Source organism: Cupriavidus sp. WS (assembly GCF_000395345.1).
Classification (GTDB): domain Bacteria; phylum Pseudomonadota; class Gammaproteobacteria; order Burkholderiales; family Burkholderiaceae; genus Cupriavidus; species Cupriavidus basilensis_B.
Genome location: NZ_AQPL01000017.1, coordinates 21,675 through 40,291, shown reverse-complemented (window position 1 = coordinate 40,291; position 18,617 = coordinate 21,675). Strand labels below are relative to the sequence as shown.

Annotated in this window: 21 protein-coding genes; 13 read left to right on the top strand and 8 right to left on the bottom strand. The window is 61.3% G+C overall.

The window, feature by feature from the left end:
• Positions 1 to 57: 57 nt before the first annotated feature.
• Both K206_RS0101510 and K206_RS44595 read right to left on the bottom strand, forming a co-directional pair.
• The gene (locus K206_RS0101510; protein ID WP_020200638.1) at positions 58 to 2,262 is read right to left on the bottom strand and encodes an OsmC domain/YcaO domain-containing protein; all 2,205 of its coding nucleotides are present in this window, start codon (positions 2,260 to 2,262) and stop codon (positions 58 to 60) included.
• A gap of 253 nt (positions 2,263 to 2,515) precedes the next feature.
• Positions 2,516 to 2,650, bottom strand: a complete 135-nt coding sequence (locus K206_RS44595) for a hypothetical protein (RefSeq protein ID WP_255359623.1) — start codon at positions 2,648 to 2,650, stop codon at positions 2,516 to 2,518.
• Between the two features lie 278 nt (positions 2,651 to 2,928).
• Between K206_RS44595 and K206_RS0101505 the strand changes: the two genes are divergently transcribed.
• Positions 2,929 to 3,423, top strand: a complete 495-nt coding sequence (locus tag K206_RS0101505) for a hypothetical protein (protein ID WP_029043103.1) — start codon at positions 2,929 to 2,931, stop codon at positions 3,421 to 3,423.
• Positions 3,424 to 3,434: 11 nt separating this feature from the next.
• On the opposite strand, the gene K206_RS0101500 is transcribed toward K206_RS0101505, so the two are convergent.
• On the bottom strand, positions 3,435 to 4,337 hold the full coding sequence (locus tag K206_RS0101500) for a LysR family transcriptional regulator (RefSeq protein ID WP_020200636.1): 903 nt from the start codon (positions 4,335 to 4,337) through the stop codon (positions 3,435 to 3,437).
• Between the two features lie 161 nt (positions 4,338 to 4,498).
• Here K206_RS0101500 and K206_RS0101495 point away from each other — a divergent pair, with 161 nt between their 5' ends.
• The 4 genes from K206_RS0101495 (at position 4,499) to K206_RS0101480 (ending at position 7,858) form a co-directional block, all read left to right on the top strand.
• Positions 4,499 to 5,245, top strand: coding sequence for an SDR family NAD(P)-dependent oxidoreductase (locus K206_RS0101495; protein WP_020200635.1), 747 nt, complete (start codon positions 4,499 to 4,501; stop codon positions 5,243 to 5,245).
• Between the two features lie 31 nt (positions 5,246 to 5,276).
• Positions 5,277 to 6,380 carry an alkene reductase gene (locus K206_RS0101490; RefSeq protein ID WP_020200634.1) on the top strand — a complete coding sequence of 368 codons (1,104 nt, stop codon included), beginning with the start codon at positions 5,277 to 5,279 and terminating at the stop codon, positions 6,378 to 6,380.
• 62 nt (positions 6,381 to 6,442) lie between these two features.
• A complete protein-coding gene (locus K206_RS0101485) occupies positions 6,443 to 7,189 on the top strand; it encodes an SDR family NAD(P)-dependent oxidoreductase (protein ID WP_029043102.1) in 747 nt (248 codons plus the stop codon).
• A gap of 36 nt (positions 7,190 to 7,225) precedes the next feature.
• The gene (locus tag K206_RS0101480; protein ID WP_020423623.1) at positions 7,226 to 7,858 is read left to right on the top strand and encodes a glutathione S-transferase family protein; all 633 of its coding nucleotides are present in this window, start codon (positions 7,226 to 7,228) and stop codon (positions 7,856 to 7,858) included.
• A 246-nt stretch (positions 7,859 to 8,104) separates the two neighbouring features.
• Here K206_RS0101480 and K206_RS0101475 read toward each other — a convergent pair whose 3' ends face one another.
• Positions 8,105 to 8,533: a hypothetical protein gene (locus K206_RS0101475; RefSeq protein ID WP_020200631.1), complete on the bottom strand. Its 429-nt coding sequence runs from the start codon at positions 8,531 to 8,533 to the stop codon at positions 8,105 to 8,107.
• Positions 8,534 to 8,848: 315 nt separating this feature from the next.
• Here K206_RS0101475 and K206_RS37300 point away from each other — a divergent pair, with 315 nt between their 5' ends.
• The 4 genes from K206_RS37300 to K206_RS0101450 all read left to right on the top strand — a co-directional run bounded on the left by K206_RS37300 (position 8,849) and on the right by K206_RS0101450 (position 12,291).
• Positions 8,849 to 9,304 carry a hypothetical protein gene (locus K206_RS37300; RefSeq protein ID WP_196812826.1) on the top strand — a complete coding sequence of 152 codons (456 nt, stop codon included), beginning with the start codon at positions 8,849 to 8,851 and terminating at the stop codon, positions 9,302 to 9,304.
• A 480-nt stretch (positions 9,305 to 9,784) separates the two neighbouring features.
• Positions 9,785 to 10,762, top strand: a complete 978-nt coding sequence (locus K206_RS41275; protein ID WP_081651282.1) for a hypothetical protein — start codon at positions 9,785 to 9,787, stop codon at positions 10,760 to 10,762.
• A gap of 324 nt (positions 10,763 to 11,086) precedes the next feature.
• Positions 11,087 to 11,590, top strand: a complete 504-nt coding sequence (locus K206_RS0101455) for a helix-turn-helix domain-containing protein (protein ID WP_020200628.1) — start codon at positions 11,087 to 11,089, stop codon at positions 11,588 to 11,590.
• Positions 11,587 to 12,291, top strand: a complete 705-nt coding sequence (locus tag K206_RS0101450) for a nucleotidyl transferase AbiEii/AbiGii toxin family protein (RefSeq protein ID WP_020200627.1) — start codon at positions 11,587 to 11,589, stop codon at positions 12,289 to 12,291. The genes K206_RS0101455 and K206_RS0101450 overlap by 4 nt, the downstream gene beginning before the upstream one ends.
• A 123-nt stretch (positions 12,292 to 12,414) precedes the next feature.
• On the opposite strand, the gene K206_RS42525 is transcribed toward K206_RS0101450, so the two are convergent.
• Together K206_RS42525 and K206_RS42520 are read right to left on the bottom strand one after the other, a co-directional pair.
• Complete coding sequence (locus tag K206_RS42525; RefSeq protein WP_155887903.1) at positions 12,415 to 12,942, bottom strand: hypothetical protein; 528 nt, start codon at positions 12,940 to 12,942, stop codon at positions 12,415 to 12,417.
• Between the two features lie 250 nt (positions 12,943 to 13,192).
• Entirely contained in the window at positions 13,193 to 13,612 is a 420-nt protein-coding gene (locus K206_RS42520) for a hypothetical protein (protein ID WP_155887902.1), read from the bottom strand.
• 294 nt (positions 13,613 to 13,906) lie between these two features.
• Between K206_RS42520 and K206_RS42515 the strand changes: the two genes are divergently transcribed.
• Positions 13,907 to 14,134, top strand: a complete 228-nt coding sequence (locus tag K206_RS42515) for a hypothetical protein (protein WP_155887901.1) — start codon at positions 13,907 to 13,909, stop codon at positions 14,132 to 14,134.
• A gap of 221 nt (positions 14,135 to 14,355) precedes the next feature.
• Here the strand turns inward: K206_RS42515 and K206_RS44200 are convergent, their stop codons facing one another.
• Positions 14,356 to 14,697 (bottom strand): hypothetical protein, encoded by a 342-nt coding sequence (locus K206_RS44200; protein ID WP_081651281.1) that lies wholly within the window; start codon positions 14,695 to 14,697, stop codon positions 14,356 to 14,358.
• Positions 14,698 to 15,240: 543 nt separating this feature from the next.
• Here K206_RS44200 and K206_RS0101445 point away from each other — a divergent pair.
• A complete protein-coding gene (locus tag K206_RS0101445; protein WP_020200626.1) occupies positions 15,241 to 15,522 on the top strand; it encodes a hypothetical protein in 282 nt (93 codons plus the stop codon).
• Between the two features lie 34 nt (positions 15,523 to 15,556).
• Here K206_RS0101445 and K206_RS0101440 read toward each other — a convergent pair whose 3' ends face one another.
• Complete coding sequence (locus K206_RS0101440) at positions 15,557 to 15,757, bottom strand: DUF3606 domain-containing protein (protein WP_020200625.1); 201 nt, start codon at positions 15,755 to 15,757, stop codon at positions 15,557 to 15,559.
• A gap of 320 nt (positions 15,758 to 16,077) precedes the next feature.
• Between K206_RS0101440 and K206_RS0101435 the strand changes: the two genes are divergently transcribed.
• Together K206_RS0101435 and K206_RS0101430 are read left to right on the top strand one after the other, a co-directional pair.
• Positions 16,078 to 17,226 carry a porin gene (locus tag K206_RS0101435; RefSeq protein ID WP_020423621.1) on the top strand — a complete coding sequence of 383 codons (1,149 nt, stop codon included), beginning with the start codon at positions 16,078 to 16,080 and terminating at the stop codon, positions 17,224 to 17,226.
• 175 nt (positions 17,227 to 17,401) lie between these two features.
• Positions 17,402 to 18,589 (top strand): hypothetical protein, encoded by a 1,188-nt coding sequence (locus K206_RS0101430; protein ID WP_043365047.1) that lies wholly within the window; start codon positions 17,402 to 17,404, stop codon positions 18,587 to 18,589.
• Positions 18,590 to 18,617: the final 28 nt, after the last annotated feature.

The window sequence follows — 18,617 nt, the reverse complement described above, 5'->3', positions numbered from 1 at the left end:
CACCGGATATTGCATTTCCGTCGGCATCCGCGTGCTGCAGAACGGAGGGCCTCAGCCTTAACCGGCTGTAGCCGCTGCGTTTGCCCGTGCCGAGTGCAATTTTCTGTAGCTGTCAATCAGGCGGTGGTGTCTGTCGAGGCCCTCCAATTTCATACTGGTTGGCGTCAGACCAAAGAAACGCACGCTGCCGTCCACTGAACCCAGCACCGCGTCCATCCGCGCATCGCCATACATCCGACGGAAGTTGACCGCGTAGTCGTCCAGGTTCAGGTCGTCATCCAACAGCACCTCCAGCACCACATTCAAGGCCTGGTAAAACAGTCCGCGCTCGACCGTGTTGTCGTTGTACTGCAAGAAGGCGCCCACCAGTTCGTGCGCCGCCTCAAACTGTTGCAAGGCGAGATGAATGAGCAGCTTCAGCTCCAACACTGTCAACTGTCCCCAATCCGTATTCTCGTCAAATTCGATGCCGATCAGCGTGGCGATGTCGGCGTACTCATCGAGCTCGCTGTTGTCCAGACGCTCAAGCAGAGCCTCCAGGCTTGCGTCGTCCAGGCAATGCAGGTTCAGGATATCCGCGCGGAACGACAGTGCCTTGTTGGTGTTATCCCAGATCAAATCTTCTACAGGATAGACTTCCGAATAGCCCGGCACCAGAATCCGGCAAGCAACGGCGCCAAGCTGGTCATACACCGCGATGTACACCTCTTTGCCCATGTCCTCAAGAATGCCGAGCAAGGTCGCTGCTTCCTCGGCATTGGCGTTCTCGCCTCGGGCGGAAAAATCCCACTCGACAAAATCGAAATTCGCCTTGGCGCTGAAAAAGCGCCACGACACCACGCCGCTGGAATCAATGAAGTGTTCAACAAAATTGTTTGGCTCAGTCACGGCGTTAGTGACAAAGGTGGGCTGCGGCAAATCGTTCAGGCCTTCAAAACTGCGACCCTGTAGCAATTCTGTCAGACTCCGTTCCAGCGCCACTTCGAAGCTGGGATGCGCGCCGAACGAAGCAAAGACACCGCCGGTTCGCGGGTTCATCAAGGTGACGCACATCACCGGATAAATTCCACCCAACGAAGCGTCCTTCACCAATATCGGAAAGCCTTGCTCTTCCAGCCCCTGAATGCCAGCCAGAATGCCAGGGTATTTCGCCAGCACCTCGCGGGGCACATCGGGCAGTGCCATTTCGCCTTCCAGAATTTCGCGCTTTACCGCCCGTTCGAAAATTTCCGACAAGCATTGCACCTGCGCTTCGGCCAGTGTATTACCGGCACTCATGCCATTGCTGGCGTAGAGGTTTTCGATCAGATTGGACGGGAAATACACCACTTCGCCGTCCGACTGCCGTATATACGGCAGCGAACAGATACCGCGCTGCAAATTTCCCGAGTTGGTTTCGTACAGGTGCGAGCCGCGTAACTCGCCATCGGGATTGTAAATGGGCAGGCAGTATGCATCGAGAATTTCAGCCGGCAGCGCATCTTTGGGCCCAGGCTTGAACCAGCGCTCGTTCGGGTAATGTAAAAATGCGGCATTGGCGAAGTCTTCGCCCCAAAACGTACCTGCATAAAAGTGATTGCAACTCAGGCGCTCGATAAATTCCCCCAGCGCCGATGCCAGCGCGCTTTCCTTGGTCGCTCCCTTGCCATTGGTAAAGCACATTGGCGAGTGCGCATCACGGATATGGAGCGACCAGACATTGGGAACGATATTACGCCATGAAGCGATTTCTATCTTCATCCCCAAGCCCGCCAGAATGCCCGACATATTGGCGATGGTCTGCTCCAATGGCAGATCCTTGCCCGCAATATAGGTGCTGGCGTCGGGTGCCGGCTTCAACGTCAGCAACGACTGGGCATCGGCATCCAGGTTCTCTACCTCTTCGATCACGAACTCGGGTCCAGTTTGCACCACTTTTTTTACCGTACAGCGATCGATGGAGCGCAAGATGCCCTGGCGGTCCTTGGCGGAAATATCCGTCGGCAGCTCGACCTGAATCTTGAAAATCTGCTGATATCGGTTTTCCGGGTCGATAATGTTATTCTGCGACAGGCGGATGTTCTCGGTCGAAATGTTGCGGGTTACGCAGTACAACTTAACAAAGTAAGCCGCGCACAAGGCCGACGAGGCCAGAAAATAATCGAACGGACCCGGTGCGGAGCCATCGCCCTTGTAGCGGATAGGCTGGTCGGCTATTACCGTGAAGTCATCGAACTTGGCTTCAAGACGTAGCTTGTCGAGAAAGTTGACCTTGATTTCCATGGGGGAATTCCAAAAAAAATGGTGCTAAAAATGATGCGACCGCTATTGTCCGGCTCCGTGCCGGAGCTGCCTTGTTCGTCGTGGGGGCGGAGTGTGATGGTGATGCTGTCCGGCCCTTTGCCGTGACGCCACCGCGCTCGGGTCCTCCGCGATGTCCTCGGTGACGGCGATGTTCGCCTTGCCGCCCGGCTCGAGTCTGGCACGACGTTCAAACCGCGATTGAAACACTTTTCGCCACAAGGCGAATGTCCCTTCAGGCCGATTCCCGCGCTGGAGCGCGCTTGTCCGCACGATAGCTGAAATGGTTGAAGGTGGCGGACGCGCGGTCGAGTACGACATTGACGCCGCCGCGCAGCGTGACCGCGGCGCAGCGTGACCAGCGTGACATTACGGACGGCGATCATGGGGGCCACTTCGGAGAGGATTGGCATCATAGCCGACCGGACGTGCGGGGCCGTCTCTTTTCCGAGCCGCTGCGCCCGCCGGCCGGTCGCGGTCCCTGGCAGGCAGGTCAGCGCCCGGCCGCCGTCATGGCCAGGGATTGCCGCCACCGTGCGCGACCCGGGTGAACTGACAACGATCCCTTGGTCGGCAGACTTACAATTAGTTACTATCCCGTCTCCCATCACAAGACACCAACCCGACGCTGATCGTCGAGATCCCCCAATGAACCCTGCACGGCAATTCGTAGTTGCGTTGATCGCGTCATTGTTCGCTATCGGCATAGCCGAAAATAGCGCATATTCGGCGGAGCCGGCTTCGGATGCCAGCCCCGACGCGGAAGTGGATATCTCCAAAGACGGCGAAACCCCGGCGAACGATCTTCACGGCGACCTCGGCGAATTCTGCTTCTTCGCGCACCTCCCGCCCGCCAGCCAGAAATACAAGATCATCAAGAACATCAAGATCGGCAAGGGAACCTACGGCAGCGTGCAGGACATTCTGCCGAAAATGGCGGAGTACGCCCAATTGCGCGGAGCGGACGCAATCGTCCAGTACACCGGATCACAGCGGTTTGGCTTCTGGCCGTGGCGCATGGTCCGGCCCGTCGTTCGCGGCGTCGCGGTCCAATGGACTGATACGAAGCCTTCCAGTTGCGAATCCATTGGCGGCACAAAACTGAAGACGATACTTTCCTCGGGGCAGCCGCCCGCGCAGTAAGAGGGCGGCACTCACCGCCCGGCGCGCCCGGCGATCCTCGATCTCAGTTCGTCGAGCCGGGACAGGAACAGCCGCAGCGTTGGCGCGGTATTGCTCGGGCTATACCCGACGACGAGATCGATGGTCGGGATTTCACCGGTCAGCGGCCGGCTGACCACCGACCACGGCATCAGGTTCTCCACATAGGCGGGGATCAGCGTCACGCCCCGGGTCGATGCAATCAGCGACATCACCATGGCCGGATTGTCGACGCTCTGCGCGATCTCGACGTCTACGCCCGAACTGGCCAGATAGGCGTCGACGACCTGCCGCAGCACTCTCGCCTTGTCTCCCATCGCGATGAACGGCTCGTTCCGGAGATCCTCCGCGCGCAGGGCGTCGCGCGCGGTCAATGCATGATCGCTCGGCATCAGCACGACCAGCGGCTCCCTGGCAACGACCTGGTATTCGAGGTCGTATCCGGGCTCGGCGCGCATGAAGGCGACGTCCAGCTTGCCGTGGGCCACCGCGGCGGCCAGCTCCGTGGAGTAGTCGCTCGACACGCTCACCTCGATATTCGGCAGCTCCGCGCGCAACAAGTGCATGGCGTCCGTCAGCCATGTCATCTCCTGGCCGGTCAGAAAGCCGAGTGCGAAGCGCGGCTTGGCGGGTTGTGCCGCGCGGCGGGCCGCTTCCACCGCGGCGTCGACCTGCGCCATGGCCAGCCGCGCATGGTCGATGAAGGCCCGGCCTGCGTCCGTCAGCGTCACGCCGTGCGCGCTGCGGCGCAGTAGTTCCACGCCGACCTGTTCCTCCAGATCGCGGATCTGCCGGCTTAGCGAGGGCTGTGACGTATGAAGCCGATTGGCCGCGGCCTCGGTCAGGCTGCCCGCTTCCGCCACCGCGATGAAATATCGAAGATGTCTCAGTTCCATCCGTGTGCCATCCGCCTCATGCCTGACAGGCATGCCTACAGGCTTACAAAGTCTTTTTCGCGGGTGCTGAAAGCCTCTAGATTGGCTCCTGTAGCGACCGTGTTCCGCTATCCGCGCAACGCCAACCCATGCGTGGCAGCGATACTTTACAGGAGTTTCCCATGAGCAATCCCGTCGTTCTCATCACTGGCGCACTGACCGGCATCGGCCGCGCCACCGCCGTCGCATTCGCCCGCACCGGCGCGAAGCTCGTCGTCTCGGGCCGCCGGCCCGCCGAAGGCGCCGCGCTCGAAGCCGAGCTGCGCGAGCTCGGCGCCGATGCCTTCTTCGTGCAGGCCGATGTGCGCCACGACCAGGACGTCCGCCATCTCGTCGATCAGGCCGTGTCGCGCTTCGGCCGGCTGGATGTCGCCGTCAACAATGCCGGCACGGAGGGCAGGCCGGGTCCGGTGACCGAGCAGACCGCCGACAGCTATGCGGCCACGTTCGACACCAATGTGCTGGGCACATTGCTCAGCCTCAAGCACGAGCTTCGCGTCATGACGGCGCAGCGTTCCGGTGTCGTGATCAACATCTCGTCCACCTACGGCCACGAAGGCGCGGCCTATGCCTCGGTCTACGCGGGCAGCAAGCATGCGGTGGAAGGCATCACGAAGTCGGCGGCGCTCGAAGTCGCCGGCACCGGGGTGCGCGTCAACGCGGTAGCGCCGGGACCCACCGAGACCGGCATGCTCGACCGCTTCACGGGGACGCCGGAGAACAAGGCCGCGCTGGCCGGCGGCGTACCGCTGGCCCGCCTCGGCAAGCCCGAGGACATCGCGGCGGCCGTGATCTATCTCGCGTCCGCGGGCGCGGCGTTTGTCACGGGCCAGATTCTCACCGTCGACGGCGGCAAGACCGCCGGTTGATACGCGCCACCTCATTCTGGAAAGAACCATCATGTCCAACACCAACACACTGTTCAGCTCGCTGGAGCTGGGCGAGATCCGGCTGGATCATCGCGTCGTCATGGCGCCGCTGACCCGGCTGCGCGCCGACCGGGACGGCGATGTGCCCAATGCCCTGATGCGCGACTACTACGCGCAGCGCGCGTCGGCGGGCGGCCTGATCATCGGCGAAGCCACCACGGTCTCGGTCACGGGCCGGGGCTACCTCGGGGCGCCCGGGCTGTACACCGATGCCCAGATGGCAGCCTGGAAACCGATCGTGGCCGCCGTGCATGCGCGCGGCGCGCGTATCGTCGCGCAACTGTGGCATGTCGGCCGGACCTCGCACGCGAGCCTGACCGGCGGCGCGGCGCCGGTCACGGCCTCGGTCGTGCCCTACGAGGGCGTCGCCTTCACGGCGGACGGGTGGACGCCGGTCTCGCCGGCGCGGGCGCTTGCAACCACGGAGATTTCCGCTGTCGTCGACGACTATGCCAGCGCCGCCAGACGTGCCCTGCAGGCCGGGTTCGATGGCGTGGAGATCCACGCCGCCAATGGCTATCTGCTCGACCAGTTCCTGCAGGATGGCAGCAACCGGCGTACCGATCGCTACGGTGGCTCGATCGAAAACCGCGCGCGCCTGCTGATCGAGGTGGTGGATGCCGTCCGCACGATCTGGGGCGCGGGACGTGTCGGCGTGCGGCTGTCGCCGAGCAGCGGGTTCAACGGCATGTCCAACAGTGATTCCGAGTCGGATTTCCGCTATGTGGCGCAGGCGCTGTCGGGCCGGCAACTGGCCTACCTGCACGTCGTGGAGCCGCGCGTGGTGGGCTCGGAAGAGATCGCCGCCGGCCTGCATGCCGTTGCGGCGCGTGACCTGCGCGCGCACTTCGGCGGACCGGTGATCGCCGCGGGCGGGTTCGACGGCACTGAGGCGCAGGCCGAAATCACGCGCGGCCATGTCGATGCGGTGGCCTTCGGGCGGCACTTCATCGCCAATCCGGACCTGCCGTCGCGCCTGCGCACGGGCTTGCCGCTGAATCCCTACGATCGCGCCACCTTCTACGGCGGCGACGCGCGGGGCTACACCGATTACCCGGTCTGGAAAGCGGCATGAAAGCGGCATAAGAGCAGCACGAAAGCGGCATGAAATCGGCACAAACGAGGGAACCATCGATCATGAACACATTGACTGGTAAGACCGCGCTCGTGACGGGCGCATCGCGGGGCATCGGCCGCGCCAGCGCGCTCGCGCTGGCCAGGGCTGGCGCGCAGGTGCTGGTTCACTACGGAACGGCGGCGCGCGACGCGGATGCGGTCGTGGCCGAGATCCGCGCACTCGGCGGCAAGGCCGAGAAGATCGCCGCCGACCTGCGCGCTCCCGATGGTCCCCACGCGCTGGCAAAGCAGGCGCGCGCCATCATCGGCGGCCGGCTCGACGTCCTCGTGGCCAATGCCGGCATCTCGCGCGCGGCGACCATCGAGGACACCACGGTGGAAGACTTCGACGACCTGTTCGCTGTGAACGTAAGGGCGCCGTTCTTCCTCGTCCAGCAATTGCTGCCGGTCATGTGCAAGGGCAGCAGTGTGGTGCTGCTGTCGTCGCTCGCGGCGCATGCCGCTGTGGGCACACTGCCGGCGTACTCGGCAACCAAGGGCGCCATCGACACGCTCGTCAGGCACTTCGCCTCCGCACTTGGCGAGCGCGGCATCCGCGTCAACGCCGTGGCGCCCGGCGTGGTGCCGACCGAGATGTCCAGCTTCGCCAGGAGCGAGGAGGGCAGGGCCTTCACGCTTGGCATGCAGGCACTCAAGCGCATGGCCGAACCCGACGACATCGGCGCGGCGGTCGAGTTTCTCGCCTCCGACCGGGCGCGATGGATCACCGGCGAGACGCTGCGCGTCGACGGCGGCTCGAAACTCTGAAACTTTGAAATTCCGAAACGCCAAGTGGAGAAAACAATGAAGCTTTATCATGCCAACGGCTCGCCAAACTCGCGCCGTGTCAGGATGCTGATAGCGGAAAAAGGGCTGGAAGTGGAACGCGTGCCGGTCGATCTCGGCACGCGGGAGCAGCTCTCGGACGCCTATCGCGCGATCAATCCGCGCGGCGTCGTGCCGACCCTGGTGCTCGACGACGGCACGGTCATCGGCGAAGCATCAACGATCATGCGCTATCTCGACGATGCCCACGCGCCGCCATCGCTGTATGGCAAGACCGCGGCAGACAAGGCCGTGGTCGCGATGTGGGAACGGCGCATGGAGATCGAGGGGTTTGCCGCAGTGATGGAAGGCGTTCGCAATGCCGTCGCGGGACTCAAGGGGCGCGCCATTTCGGGGCCGCACGGGTACGACCAGATCCCGGCGTTGGTCGAGCGGAGCAAGCAACGGGTCGCGAATTTCTACGACGATCTGGAGGTACAGCTGGGTCGTGCCGCGTTCATTGCGGGGGACAGCTTTTCCGCGGCGGACATCACCGGACTCGCTGCCGTTGACTTCGCGACGAAGGCGTTCGCGATGCCGATTCCCGAGACGCACGTCGCGGTGAAGCGGTGGTATGAGGATGTTTCCGCACGACCTAGCGCCGCAGCGTAGGGGTGGGGCCGCGGTAGCGTGTGGATCTGTGCCGCCGGGAGGCTTTGGCTGGGGCATGGATACGCGGGATGCCGCGGCCGTTGCCGACCCTGAGCGGTCTCTCGACAGACTCAAAAGCAGTCAGCCATCTGTGCACGATTCGAGCCGCGATCGCGCGCGGATTTCCTTCGTAGGAACAGTCATCACTCACGCGACTGTGCGCGAACCCCGTGATGCCTGTCCCTATCTCGGATCATCCGCCTGCTGTCAGGCTATTTCGCTGGCAGCTTCGCCAGCCAGCGCGACTTCCGTCTCGTTGGTCGCGGTACTTTTCGCTATCGCATTGTCGACTTCGGAAACCATGTCGCCCAGACCGATGGCGACCGTGATATTCGGTGTCCAGTTCTTGCGGTCGGTGCTGACCTCGGCAAACGTGGTCACCGTTGCGGTGTAGCCCTGCGCTCTGAGGTCGTCGGCTAGCCGTTGCGCGCGCGGTTCTAGCGCTGCTTGCGGATTGTCTTCATTGATGTCAAGTACCAGTCTGGTCTCGAATTCTTCCTTGCCCTTCTGGATTGCCGTTTGCATTGCCTTGAGTTGCTTGTTCGCGAGCGCGACGAGCTTGCTGTACCTGGATTCTTCCTGGCTGGCGCGCAGGGCCTTGGCGGCGTTGATGATTTCGGTGCGGTCCACGAACATGATTGCCTTTCGAGGTGGGGAGAGAAAGCACGGGCGCCGCACGAGCTTGACTTCAGGAGTCAACCTATCCGGGATGCGGCGAGTACTGTATAAATATACAGTACTCGCCGGCTAACCGGCAAGAGGTAAGCGAAAGTCCCTCGTAGCAGAAGGTATGGCGAATCGCGCTACCGTTGACGCGTCGATCCCGACTCCTGCAAGAAATGGCGATTTGACTGGTCCGTGGCCGCACGGCGGGCAATCAGAGGGGCGCGGACAGAGCCTGTTCGACAGCCGTGCGAAAATCCGCATATGTATTCCCATGTCAGTCGACTGATGAAGACACCCCATATCTTCCTCGCCGCATTGCTGGTCGCCATCGTTTCCATGGCCGGATGCTCGGATCGCAACTCGTCCTCTCAGAAGAATGCGGAAAACATGCCGGCTACCGCCAGCGCACCGCGCACTGATGAATGGCTCGGCAAGTGGACCGGACCGGAAGGCACGTTCCTTGAGCTGGCCGGTGGCCATGGTAAGTACGATGTCACCGTGCAGAATCTCGATGGTCTGCGCAAGTTCGAGGGCAGGTATGCCGATGGCGGAATCGAATTCGACCGCGACGGGACCAGGGAGGTCATTCGCGCCACCGACGGCGCCGAGACCGGAATGAAATGGCTCGCCGACAAGAAGAACTGTTTGACGGTCCGGGCGGGCAGAAGGCTACTGCAGGGACTGAGCACGCGAAGCATGACTGCTTCCAACCGCAGCCGGGTACTGAGCCTGTACGTTTAGGGTGATGGGCGGTCGCTTCAATCGTAAATGTCACGAACACGGTCGCAGTCGGAGTTCCGTCGCTGCACCATATCGGCCGCCACAACGTTTACGCGAAGTCGCTCGCCAATGTTCGCAGATGGCCGGTAAGTGCCCGATTGCCCAGGGCGGCTGGTGAACCCAGCGGCGACGGGCTGTAGCCGACCCATTGCTGCCGGTCACGTCGCTACGGGCTGAACGATAGGTATTGACGTGAAACGATCATCCCAGACGCACCCTCTACCAATCATTGGCTCTCGCTGCCGATGGCTGATACCTGCATTGCCGATATCACTAGCAATGCACCTGATGCGCCGCGTCTGTGAAGCTACTTCAGGCATAATCTAATGATTCCGGCGCTGGATCCCTGCGATTGGCATTGACCGCAGTTGCCTTGCGTTGTGGCTACTTTACACCTGAAAAATCATCTCGCTGACGAAAACAACATAGACTAACAGCTCCGTGAACAAACATCTAGCTCACCTGATTCGTGATTACCAGGCGAAGGTACATGAGGCCCTAGTACTCATGCAGCGGTCCGGTATCCGTATGCCGACTTCAAACCGGCGGTGGATTGAATCTGACATTCCACTAAAGGGCCTACTTGATAGCGATATTACGTACGTGAAGCATGGTGCCGGATGCATGGTCTATCTCCCTGATGGAAAGGTCGATTTTGATTTCGGAAATCTTGGGGAGATCGATGGATTTGACCTGTGGCGCCTGTCTCTCTTTGCTAGCGAAAAGTTATCAACATACGGTTTCGAGAGTCAGAATGATCTTCAGATGTGCTTCGAGACGGCAGTCTCTGAAGGGCATCTGGTTCGCTCAGATGATTCTCTCTTCTACGTCGCACACCTTGCACGTGCGCTAGCTGTTGACATTGACAGCAGGTTGCCTGACGACAGACTCCCCCCTCGCAATCTGGACATCGTGCTGGTACTTCATAGCCATTATTTTCAGGCTGCCGAGTTGATGCTCGAGAACTACGATAATCTGCACCGGAAATGGAAGAAAGACAATTCATTAAGTCACAGAAAGGTTGTTGATCTGCGAATCTATCTGTCCTCCTGGCTAGGTTTTCTTGCGGTGACATGCGAGGGTTTCGAGGACCGCGGAATGCACCTTCTCCTGCAGAATAGTCGCCCAGCAGCCTTTGAAAAGTTGATTCCGAAGAGTGATGCCATAGGAAAAATGATTAAACGGCACCGCCATCCGCTTCGAGAGCTCCGAAACAAGACATTTCATCTACGAGAAAATCCGGAGGCAATCCGACGTTTCTTCGCTCCCGATGAAAACAGGCTTCCATGGGCTCATGAATTGCACGATGCGTTTACAGATTTTTTCTCAGCTTATCGCGTCGAGTGTGAAGTCCATTACGCGCTCAACGGACGACGAGGTGAGTTGCGCGTCACACGAGAACCGCCTCAACGATGGTGAGCTGCCCGCCCAGCCAAGCGGCTGAAGCTCCGGGGATTTGGTGGCCCAGCGCGTCAAGGAGGATCGCGATCAAGGCGATCGACTATTGAAGCTTCGCGTATCCGGAATGCGGACATCAGCGACAGGCCGCTTTGGCCGTTGGCGGTCATATCGGCTAAGGGGGCATGGCGGCCTCATCGAGGCAATCATCAAGCCCGCTTTCGCTTTGGTTGGCTGAAATGATATGCGGCTACGTCCCAGACGGCGCAGGGTATAAGCTGTGGCCGCAGGAAGCGGAGGTCAAGCCAATTTTGTCGTCTATACTTGACAAAATCGGAGGGCAAAATGAACGCAGCAACGCTCGGCGCAGCCGTCCAGGGCAAGCGGATCGCTTTGGGCCTCACGCAGCAACAATTGGCGGAGATGGCTAATGTATCGCGTCAGTCACTCAATGGGATAGAGCAGGGTCACGTCAATGCCACGCTTGATACCCTGGGGCGGTTGCTGGATGTGCTTGGTTTGTCGCTGGAGGTGGGCGATCCGGAATCCAAACGGCAAGCCGAGGGAAGGCCAACCAGGGCGCTGTGGATGGCCGCGAAAGGAGCCAGTGTCAGCTATGTCGGAGAACTGACGCCCGAGGAACTTGAGCAGGCGTTGGTCACTGGCCAGGTGCCGCCGGCCTTCCGTCCGCATCTCGCCCAGGTCCTCGACGAGGCCCCGCTCCAGCTAGTCACCAAGGTCGTGGCGGAAGTCGCCACCAGGCAGCAGCGCAAACCATCTGAGATCTGGAAGAACTTGCGCAAGTTGGCGCAGGCGTTGACGGCCACGCGCGGAGGTCTGTGGGCATGAAGGTGAAACTGAGAGGCGACACCTGGGAAAGCCTGTTTCCGCATGCCTTTACCTTGATGGATGAGGTGCGCAAGCATGGTGGGATCGAGCCGTTCTGGACATTTGGCGGTGGCACCGTTCTGATGCTTCGCTATGACCATCGGCTGTCCCGCGATATCGATCTGTTTGTGCCAGACCCGCAATATATTGGCTATGTGACGCCCCGTCTAAGCGATGTGGCGGAAGCGATTTCGGCCGACTATCTGGAGCAAGCAAACTTTGTCAAGCTGGTCCTCGATGCGGGCGAGATCGATATCGTCGCCGCTCAGAACCTCACCGAAAACCCCTTCGAGGTCTGGGAAATCATGGGACAGCCTGTCAAGGTCGAAACCGCGGCGGAAATCGTGGCCAAGAAGCTCTACCATCGGGGCGACCGTGCGACGGCACGGGACTTGTTCGATCTGGCTATGGTGATCGAGCGGGAGCCACAAGCGTTGAGTGCCGCCGCGCCGTATCTGGGTCGGCATGCACGGGCTTTTGTCGAGCAAGTAAGGGCTGGCGTGCCGATCATGCGGGAGCAGTTCAACAGCATCCGGCGGCTGGGGTTTCAATTGAGTTTTGATTCGTGTGTGGAACTGGCAGGTGATTTTCTGTTGGGGCTTGGCGGGGACGAGTTAGGTGGATCCAATGGAGGAGGGGGCTTTGATTCACCTAGCCACTAACGGGTGTCTTGTGCCAAAGGCTCACCTGATACGAACGGCTGCCGCGGTCTTTCAATAGTGCCAAGAGCGACTATCCATCCACGGCATTGCCCCAGCACACCCGGAAGATGGCGAACATCAATGTCAACTGCGGTGAATCTGAACGTTGAAGTTGCCCTGCTGGACGCTTTCATTTTCTGACGAAATCGAGACTGCGACTGTTGGCTCGTCGACGGAGGCGACGTCAACAATATGATTTAGACAGAGCGCGGCCCAATGCCTGTATGGGCCGGGGTAGTCCGCACAGGCCCAAGAAGCCTGCTTGAGATAGTCCAGGTAGGTGGACGACGTATATTCGACAAAGAGATGACCAATGCGGATAGAAGTCTCCGGCTCTGGTAGCGCGAAGCTTTCGTTGAGCACAGAATATCCAACATAGCTCGTCCACGTAATTTCGAAGATACGGCAACCCGCACAATGCTCAATGGTCTTCGCGTTGCCGAGATGCTCCTTCAGGGGCTTCAACGGTTCGGCGTCCAGAAGTGAGGGTGGGATCGGACCATTTCCCCTAGCCTCGAGGATTCGCATCGTCAATTGATTCTCGGTCGGTTCGAACAACCTGTCGAGATAGAGGTACTTGCAGTCTGCAAAGATATCGGTTAAGTGTGTCATGACTGGTGCTTTTCAGTTGGCGTCTTGTGAGGAGCAATTACCGTCAATTCTCGATCAAGGTCACTGCTCGTGGGTTCCGAGAGTCTTGGCTTCCCAATCGAGCAGAAATTCAGCGGGATGCCGCGGCCGTTATCGACCCGTCTGGGACGCCCGACGTCTAAGGTGGATTGTCGGCAACGCTCCAATACTCAGTCATTCATCTTTGTGTCTCAATGGCCGCCATGTTGCGACAGGCGAAGTAGCTACAGTCCTATGAGACTGCGCGAAGGGAGGCCGACTCACCGACGCTCACCCCAAGCTGCTTCAGTTCTTGGACAAATACGTCTATGGCGGCGGCTTCAATCTCAATTCCAAACGAGGCCGCTTCGGGGCGGTCGCCGCGATCGCCATGCAGTCTTACATCAACGAATGCCTTGCCTGTGAGAGTAAGACAACCAAATTCAAGCCGTGCACCGCCGCCCGCAAACGCTGGGTCAAGAGTCCCGATCTCGAACTGACGGACGTCAGTCCCATCGTTTGGAAAGCCCCGCAGAGCTGCCGCGAAACTTGTCGCTGTATCGTGGCTCGCATACGCGAAGACTTCGCCGGAAAAGCGACCGTTTGATGCAAGGATACTCAGTTCGACAAGATCCTCGTCGCACCAGCGAACCGAGATTTCTATGCCCACCATAAGCATGTTTCCAATGAGGAGGGAGAGCGCCTGCTCCCGAGTGAAAGGGTGAAGGTATCAAGAGAGTTTTGGTCGACAGGGTCCCATGGAGTCGCATCACAACCACGCCCCACGTCGCCGCCAAGCTCGAATCTTACATTTTTGATAGATTTTCAACCAGTAGGGTAGTGCACGCCTGACTATTAAGTATTTGGACAGTTCGACCACATGAAAAATGTGCCTTCGTTTCGGTGCCAATGAAATTCGTACGCCGCATACAGGATTTGATACGCAGCTATGATCAAGCAAAAACGCATGGAATTTGAGTATGACGCGGAGAAAGAGTGCATGCTCGTCAAGAATCCTGACGAGCCTCGACTCCGTCCAAACGAAATTAAGAATGAGACCCTCAGCAAGATGACGTTTACTGAGGCGGCGACGTTTATCGGAGAAAAAGTATTACTCCTCTACCCGATTTATCATGAAATATTTAAAGACTATCTGTGGTCAGAGGACGGAACGGTGCCGCCGAAAAAGCCGTAGATGAATCATGGCACTGGGGCAGTCGACGACCTAGCCGGTATCAGATCGCGCGAGTGGTCAGCCGCGACCAGGCATTACCTGGCGAATGGGCATATCGGATCAACGAACGCGGTCCTGGCCAGCGTCAGTTCATCACCGCAAAGCAGACGCTCGCCAACGAAACTCCAATGGCAGGACCTGGCCGATATCAGCCATCCTCACCAAACAACTATCCCCATCCCTCACCCCCGCCTAACTCCCACTACCTTCCCATCCCTAACATCCAACGTCCGCCGCTGCGGGTTGTAATCCATTGTCCCGGGCATATGCTGGCCTTCCCGATTACCGAAGCGCCACGCGCAGCCTTGGAGCAGGGCGATGGCATCAGCTTCGGTCTTGCCAATCAGGGCGTCGTCGCCGAGCTTGTCGGCTTGGCAGCCTTCGGGGGTGCCGCGGGCACCTTGTGGGCCGGGATTGGGGATTGGGGTCATGGGGGATTGGGTGGCGCAGCCTGCGAGGAGGGTGGCAAGTGCGATGGCGCCGGCGGCGGTGTGTCGGGTCCAGGGGCGTGGTTGCTTGGGCATGTGTGTCCTTGCCGCGTAGTTCGAGCCTCTAAATTAGCAGGCCGGCACTGGAGGAGGTATGGGCGACCCTCGGTATGTTGTAAGCGGCCAACTGGATGGCGGTGTACCTCCCATGTAGTGCATGATGTGGTCGCTGGCGAATCGGAATCAAAAGTTTACACATCCGTTCCCTGGCGCGGCTTCCAGCCTAGTGCGGCCAAAGGTATACTTCGTGGGTCGCTGAAACAACAGCGACAGGGTTTGACAGCCCGAACACAGGCGGATGGCCGCCGATTTCCTGGCGGCTTTTTTTTCGTCCGTTATGCCTTCGCACGCCCCTACGGGCGGGCCTGGGTGGGGGAGCCTTCGGGCTCGCCGGTCCTGTGTCGGTCTGTCAACCCTGCCTTGCGCCCGCCCACCTCGATTGACAGCGGGGTGCGGGATTGAAGTCCCGTTCACAGGAGGCACTCATGCCGAAGTCTTCATTCGCCCATTCCAGGCACTCATCTCTCTTCATCGTCCGTATCTCCGCCCACCCGCCCATCCCCCAAGCGGAGGCCGCCCATGCCTAAGCACACCCGCCAGGGCATCACCGTCGAGCACACCGGCGCCGACATGTTCGTGACCGCCCACATGCCGTGCGAGACGCCGCTGAGCGTGGCTGCCGAGAAGGCGGCGCAGTTGCATGCGCTGTTGTCGGTGGCAAGCGATTACGCCGCGTCGGGCGGGAACAATCCGGCGGCGGAGCTGCACGGGCGGCTGTTGTCGCTGGCGGCCGGGCTGGCGCAGGAGACGCTGGTGCTGAGCGAGATGGTCGCGCCGGACGCGCGGCAGGCGCTGCCCTGACCGGCCGCTGAGCCGTACCGCGGGCGGCCGGGGCTTACCCGTGCCGCCTGTCGGGATACAGCGCTTCGAGCCGGGCGCGCACGGCGGAGATGTGGTCGCCCACGCTGGCCACGGCTTCCTGCAGTTCGGCGGGCGAGCAGTTGAGCTCCGCGCACCAGTATTGCAGTTCCACGCCGTCCATGGTGTTCACGCGGCCGGGGTCCAGGGGCCTGAAGTGCTTCGGGTCGTGGGGCATGCGGTTCTCCGGGCGGTTGCGGGCCTCGCCGGAGGCGCCGTCGCGCTTTGCATTGTAGCCGCCCGCGCGCGGCGGATATCGCCGAAGTGCTTCCTTGACATGCTCTGGCCGCCGCGCGTGGCGCTCTCTTCGCTCGTACCCGGGAAAACCATAAATTGAGTCACTATCAAAATTAACCTACATTAATTGCCATGCTAGCAATATGAGGGGTGGGATGTAGCGGTAGAGGTAGATGGCGGCGGTGTAGACAAAACATAAATCAAAGGAGGAGACCAGACATGAAGTGCAGACAGTACGGACGGTATGGGCGATACGGACGGATGGCGTTGGCTTGCCTGCTCGCCGGTTCGGGCGCGGCGTGGGCGCAGTCGGGGGTGACGCTGTATGGCGTGGCGGACATGAACCTGGAGTTCGTCAATCACGCGGGCGTGGTGCCGACGGCGGCCAACGGCTTTAATCCGGGGGCGTCCAACAACGTGTACCGGCTGAGTTCCGGCGGCTTGTCCGGCTCGCGCTGGGGCTTGCGCGGCGTGGAGGATCTTGGTGGCGGGCTGAAATCGCTGTTCGTGCTGGAGACGGGGTTCAACCTGGATACGGGCACCACGCAGCAGAGCGGCCGCCTGTTCGGCCGCCAGGCGTACGTGGGCTTGCAGAGCGCGCGGTATGGGCAGATCACGCTGGGGCGGCAGTACACCTCGCTGTTCGACAACATCGCCAACTTCGTGCCGGCCTACTTTGCGACGCAGTACGAGCCGATCGTGATGCTCACGGGCGCGAACTTCCGCGAGGACAACGTGGTGAAGTACACGGGCACGTTCGGCCCGCTCACGGCGGTGGCGCACTGGTCGTTTGGCACCGGGCTGGCCTTGCCGCAGGTGGCGGCCGCGGGCACGGCGATCGGCGGCAATGGCGAGGTGCCGGGGCAGTTCCGGCGCGACAGCGCTTATGGCGTGGCGGCGGCGTATTCCGCCGGGCCGTTGAGCATGACGCTGGGCTATGACCAGTTCAACCCGACCATCGGCGCGGGCAGCGGCACGGTCAAGAAGGCGGTGGCGGCGGCAAGCTATGCGTTCGGCCAGGCGCGGGTCATGGGGGGCTACCGCTGGGGGCAGAACCGGGACCAGAACGGCACGCTGACCGGGTGCGACGATTTCTACTGGGTGGGCGCCATCTACCAGGTCACGCCGGCTTTCGGGCTGACCGTGGAGTACGACTACGACAACCTCAAGAACCTGTACGGCAGCAGCCAGGTGGCCAATCCGTGGCAGGTCTCGCTGATCGCGGACTACAACCTGTCCAAGCGCACCGATGTCTACGTGACCACGGCCTATGCGCGCAATGCCGGGCTGATGCTGGATTCCGCCTCGATCGGGTTTGCCAACAGCCTGTCGCTAGGCAACAGCTATGCGCTGGCCAACGGCAGGAATGCGATGCTGGGCGTTGCGCTGGGCATCCGCCACAAGTTCTGAGGCGCGCGGTTCGCCGGCCAGTGGCGCGTTATTAATTGACAGCATATCAAATGAAGTCTAGATTATTGAGATGGTGGCATTTAAACGAGAAGAAACGAAAGGAGACGTCGTGACGGACAACGGCAAGACGCAGGTGACTGCGGGCATGCGGGGCGCCTCGTGGGACGCAAGGCTGATGACGCGCCCTTATCAGATGGTGCCTTACGCGCTCGGCACCGCGGACGGCCAGCGCACGCTGGGTTTCCTGTTCACGGTGACGGGCGCGGAGAAGACCGTGGTCTGCCTGATGCATCCGCGCGAGATGGCGATCACGCATTACCTCGTGCCGTTCATCCTGGACGCCGGCTGCGCGTGCTGGGTGCAGGGGCCGCGCTCCATCGGCAACGACCTGCGGCTGGAGCACGAGATTGCGCTGTTCGACGTGGCGGCGGGCATGTCGCACCTGCGCGAGCTGGGCTACGCGCGCATCGTCCTGCTCGGCAACTCGGGCGGCGCCGGGCTCTACACCTTCTACAACCAGCAGGCGCTGACGCCGCGCGAGCTGCGCATCGCCCGCACGCCGGGCGGCCGCCCGACCAACCTGGGCGAGCTGCACATGCCGGAGGCCGACGGCATCATCCTGGTGTCGCCGCACCCGGGGCAGGGCAAGCTGCTGATGAGCGGGCTCGACCCGTCGGTTGTCGACGAGGACGATCCCATGCGGACGGACCCGTCGCTCGATCCGTTCTCCGCGGCCAACGGCTTCGATGCCGCCAGCGGGCGCGGGCAGTATGCGCCGGCGTTCGTGCAGCGCTACCGGCAGGCGCAGGCCGAGCGCGTGGCGCGCATCGACGCGCGCGCGCGGCAGATGCTGCGCGCCAAGCACGAGGCGCGGCAGCGCCTCAAGGCGGGCAGCGGCGCGGACGAAGACCGCCGCCTCGCCGCGCACGCGCCGGTGTTCGAGGTCTGGCGCACCGATGCGGACCTGCGCTCGTGGGACATCTCGCTCGATCCGTCCGACCGCAAGACCGGCTCGCTGTGGGGCAAGGACCCGTTCGTCTCCAACTGGGGCAGCGTGGGCTTCGCGCGCGTGGTGACGCCGGAGTCGTGGTTGTCGACGTGGTCCGGGCTGGCGTCCAACGCGGCGCTGGACAAGACGCTCGGCGCGGTCCACCAGCCCACGTTGCTGCTGGAATACACGGGCGACCAGTGCACCTTCCCGGCGGACATCGAGGCGATTTACCGGCAGATCCCCAGCGAGCACAAGCGCCACATCCGCGTGCGCGGCAACCACCACGGCATGGCGCTGGGCCGCGACGAGGAACCGGGCCAGCAGATCGCGGGCCGGCACATCGTGGCGTGGTTGCGCGAAACGATGGTGTAGGCGCAACAATGCGGACAACGCGGCGCGC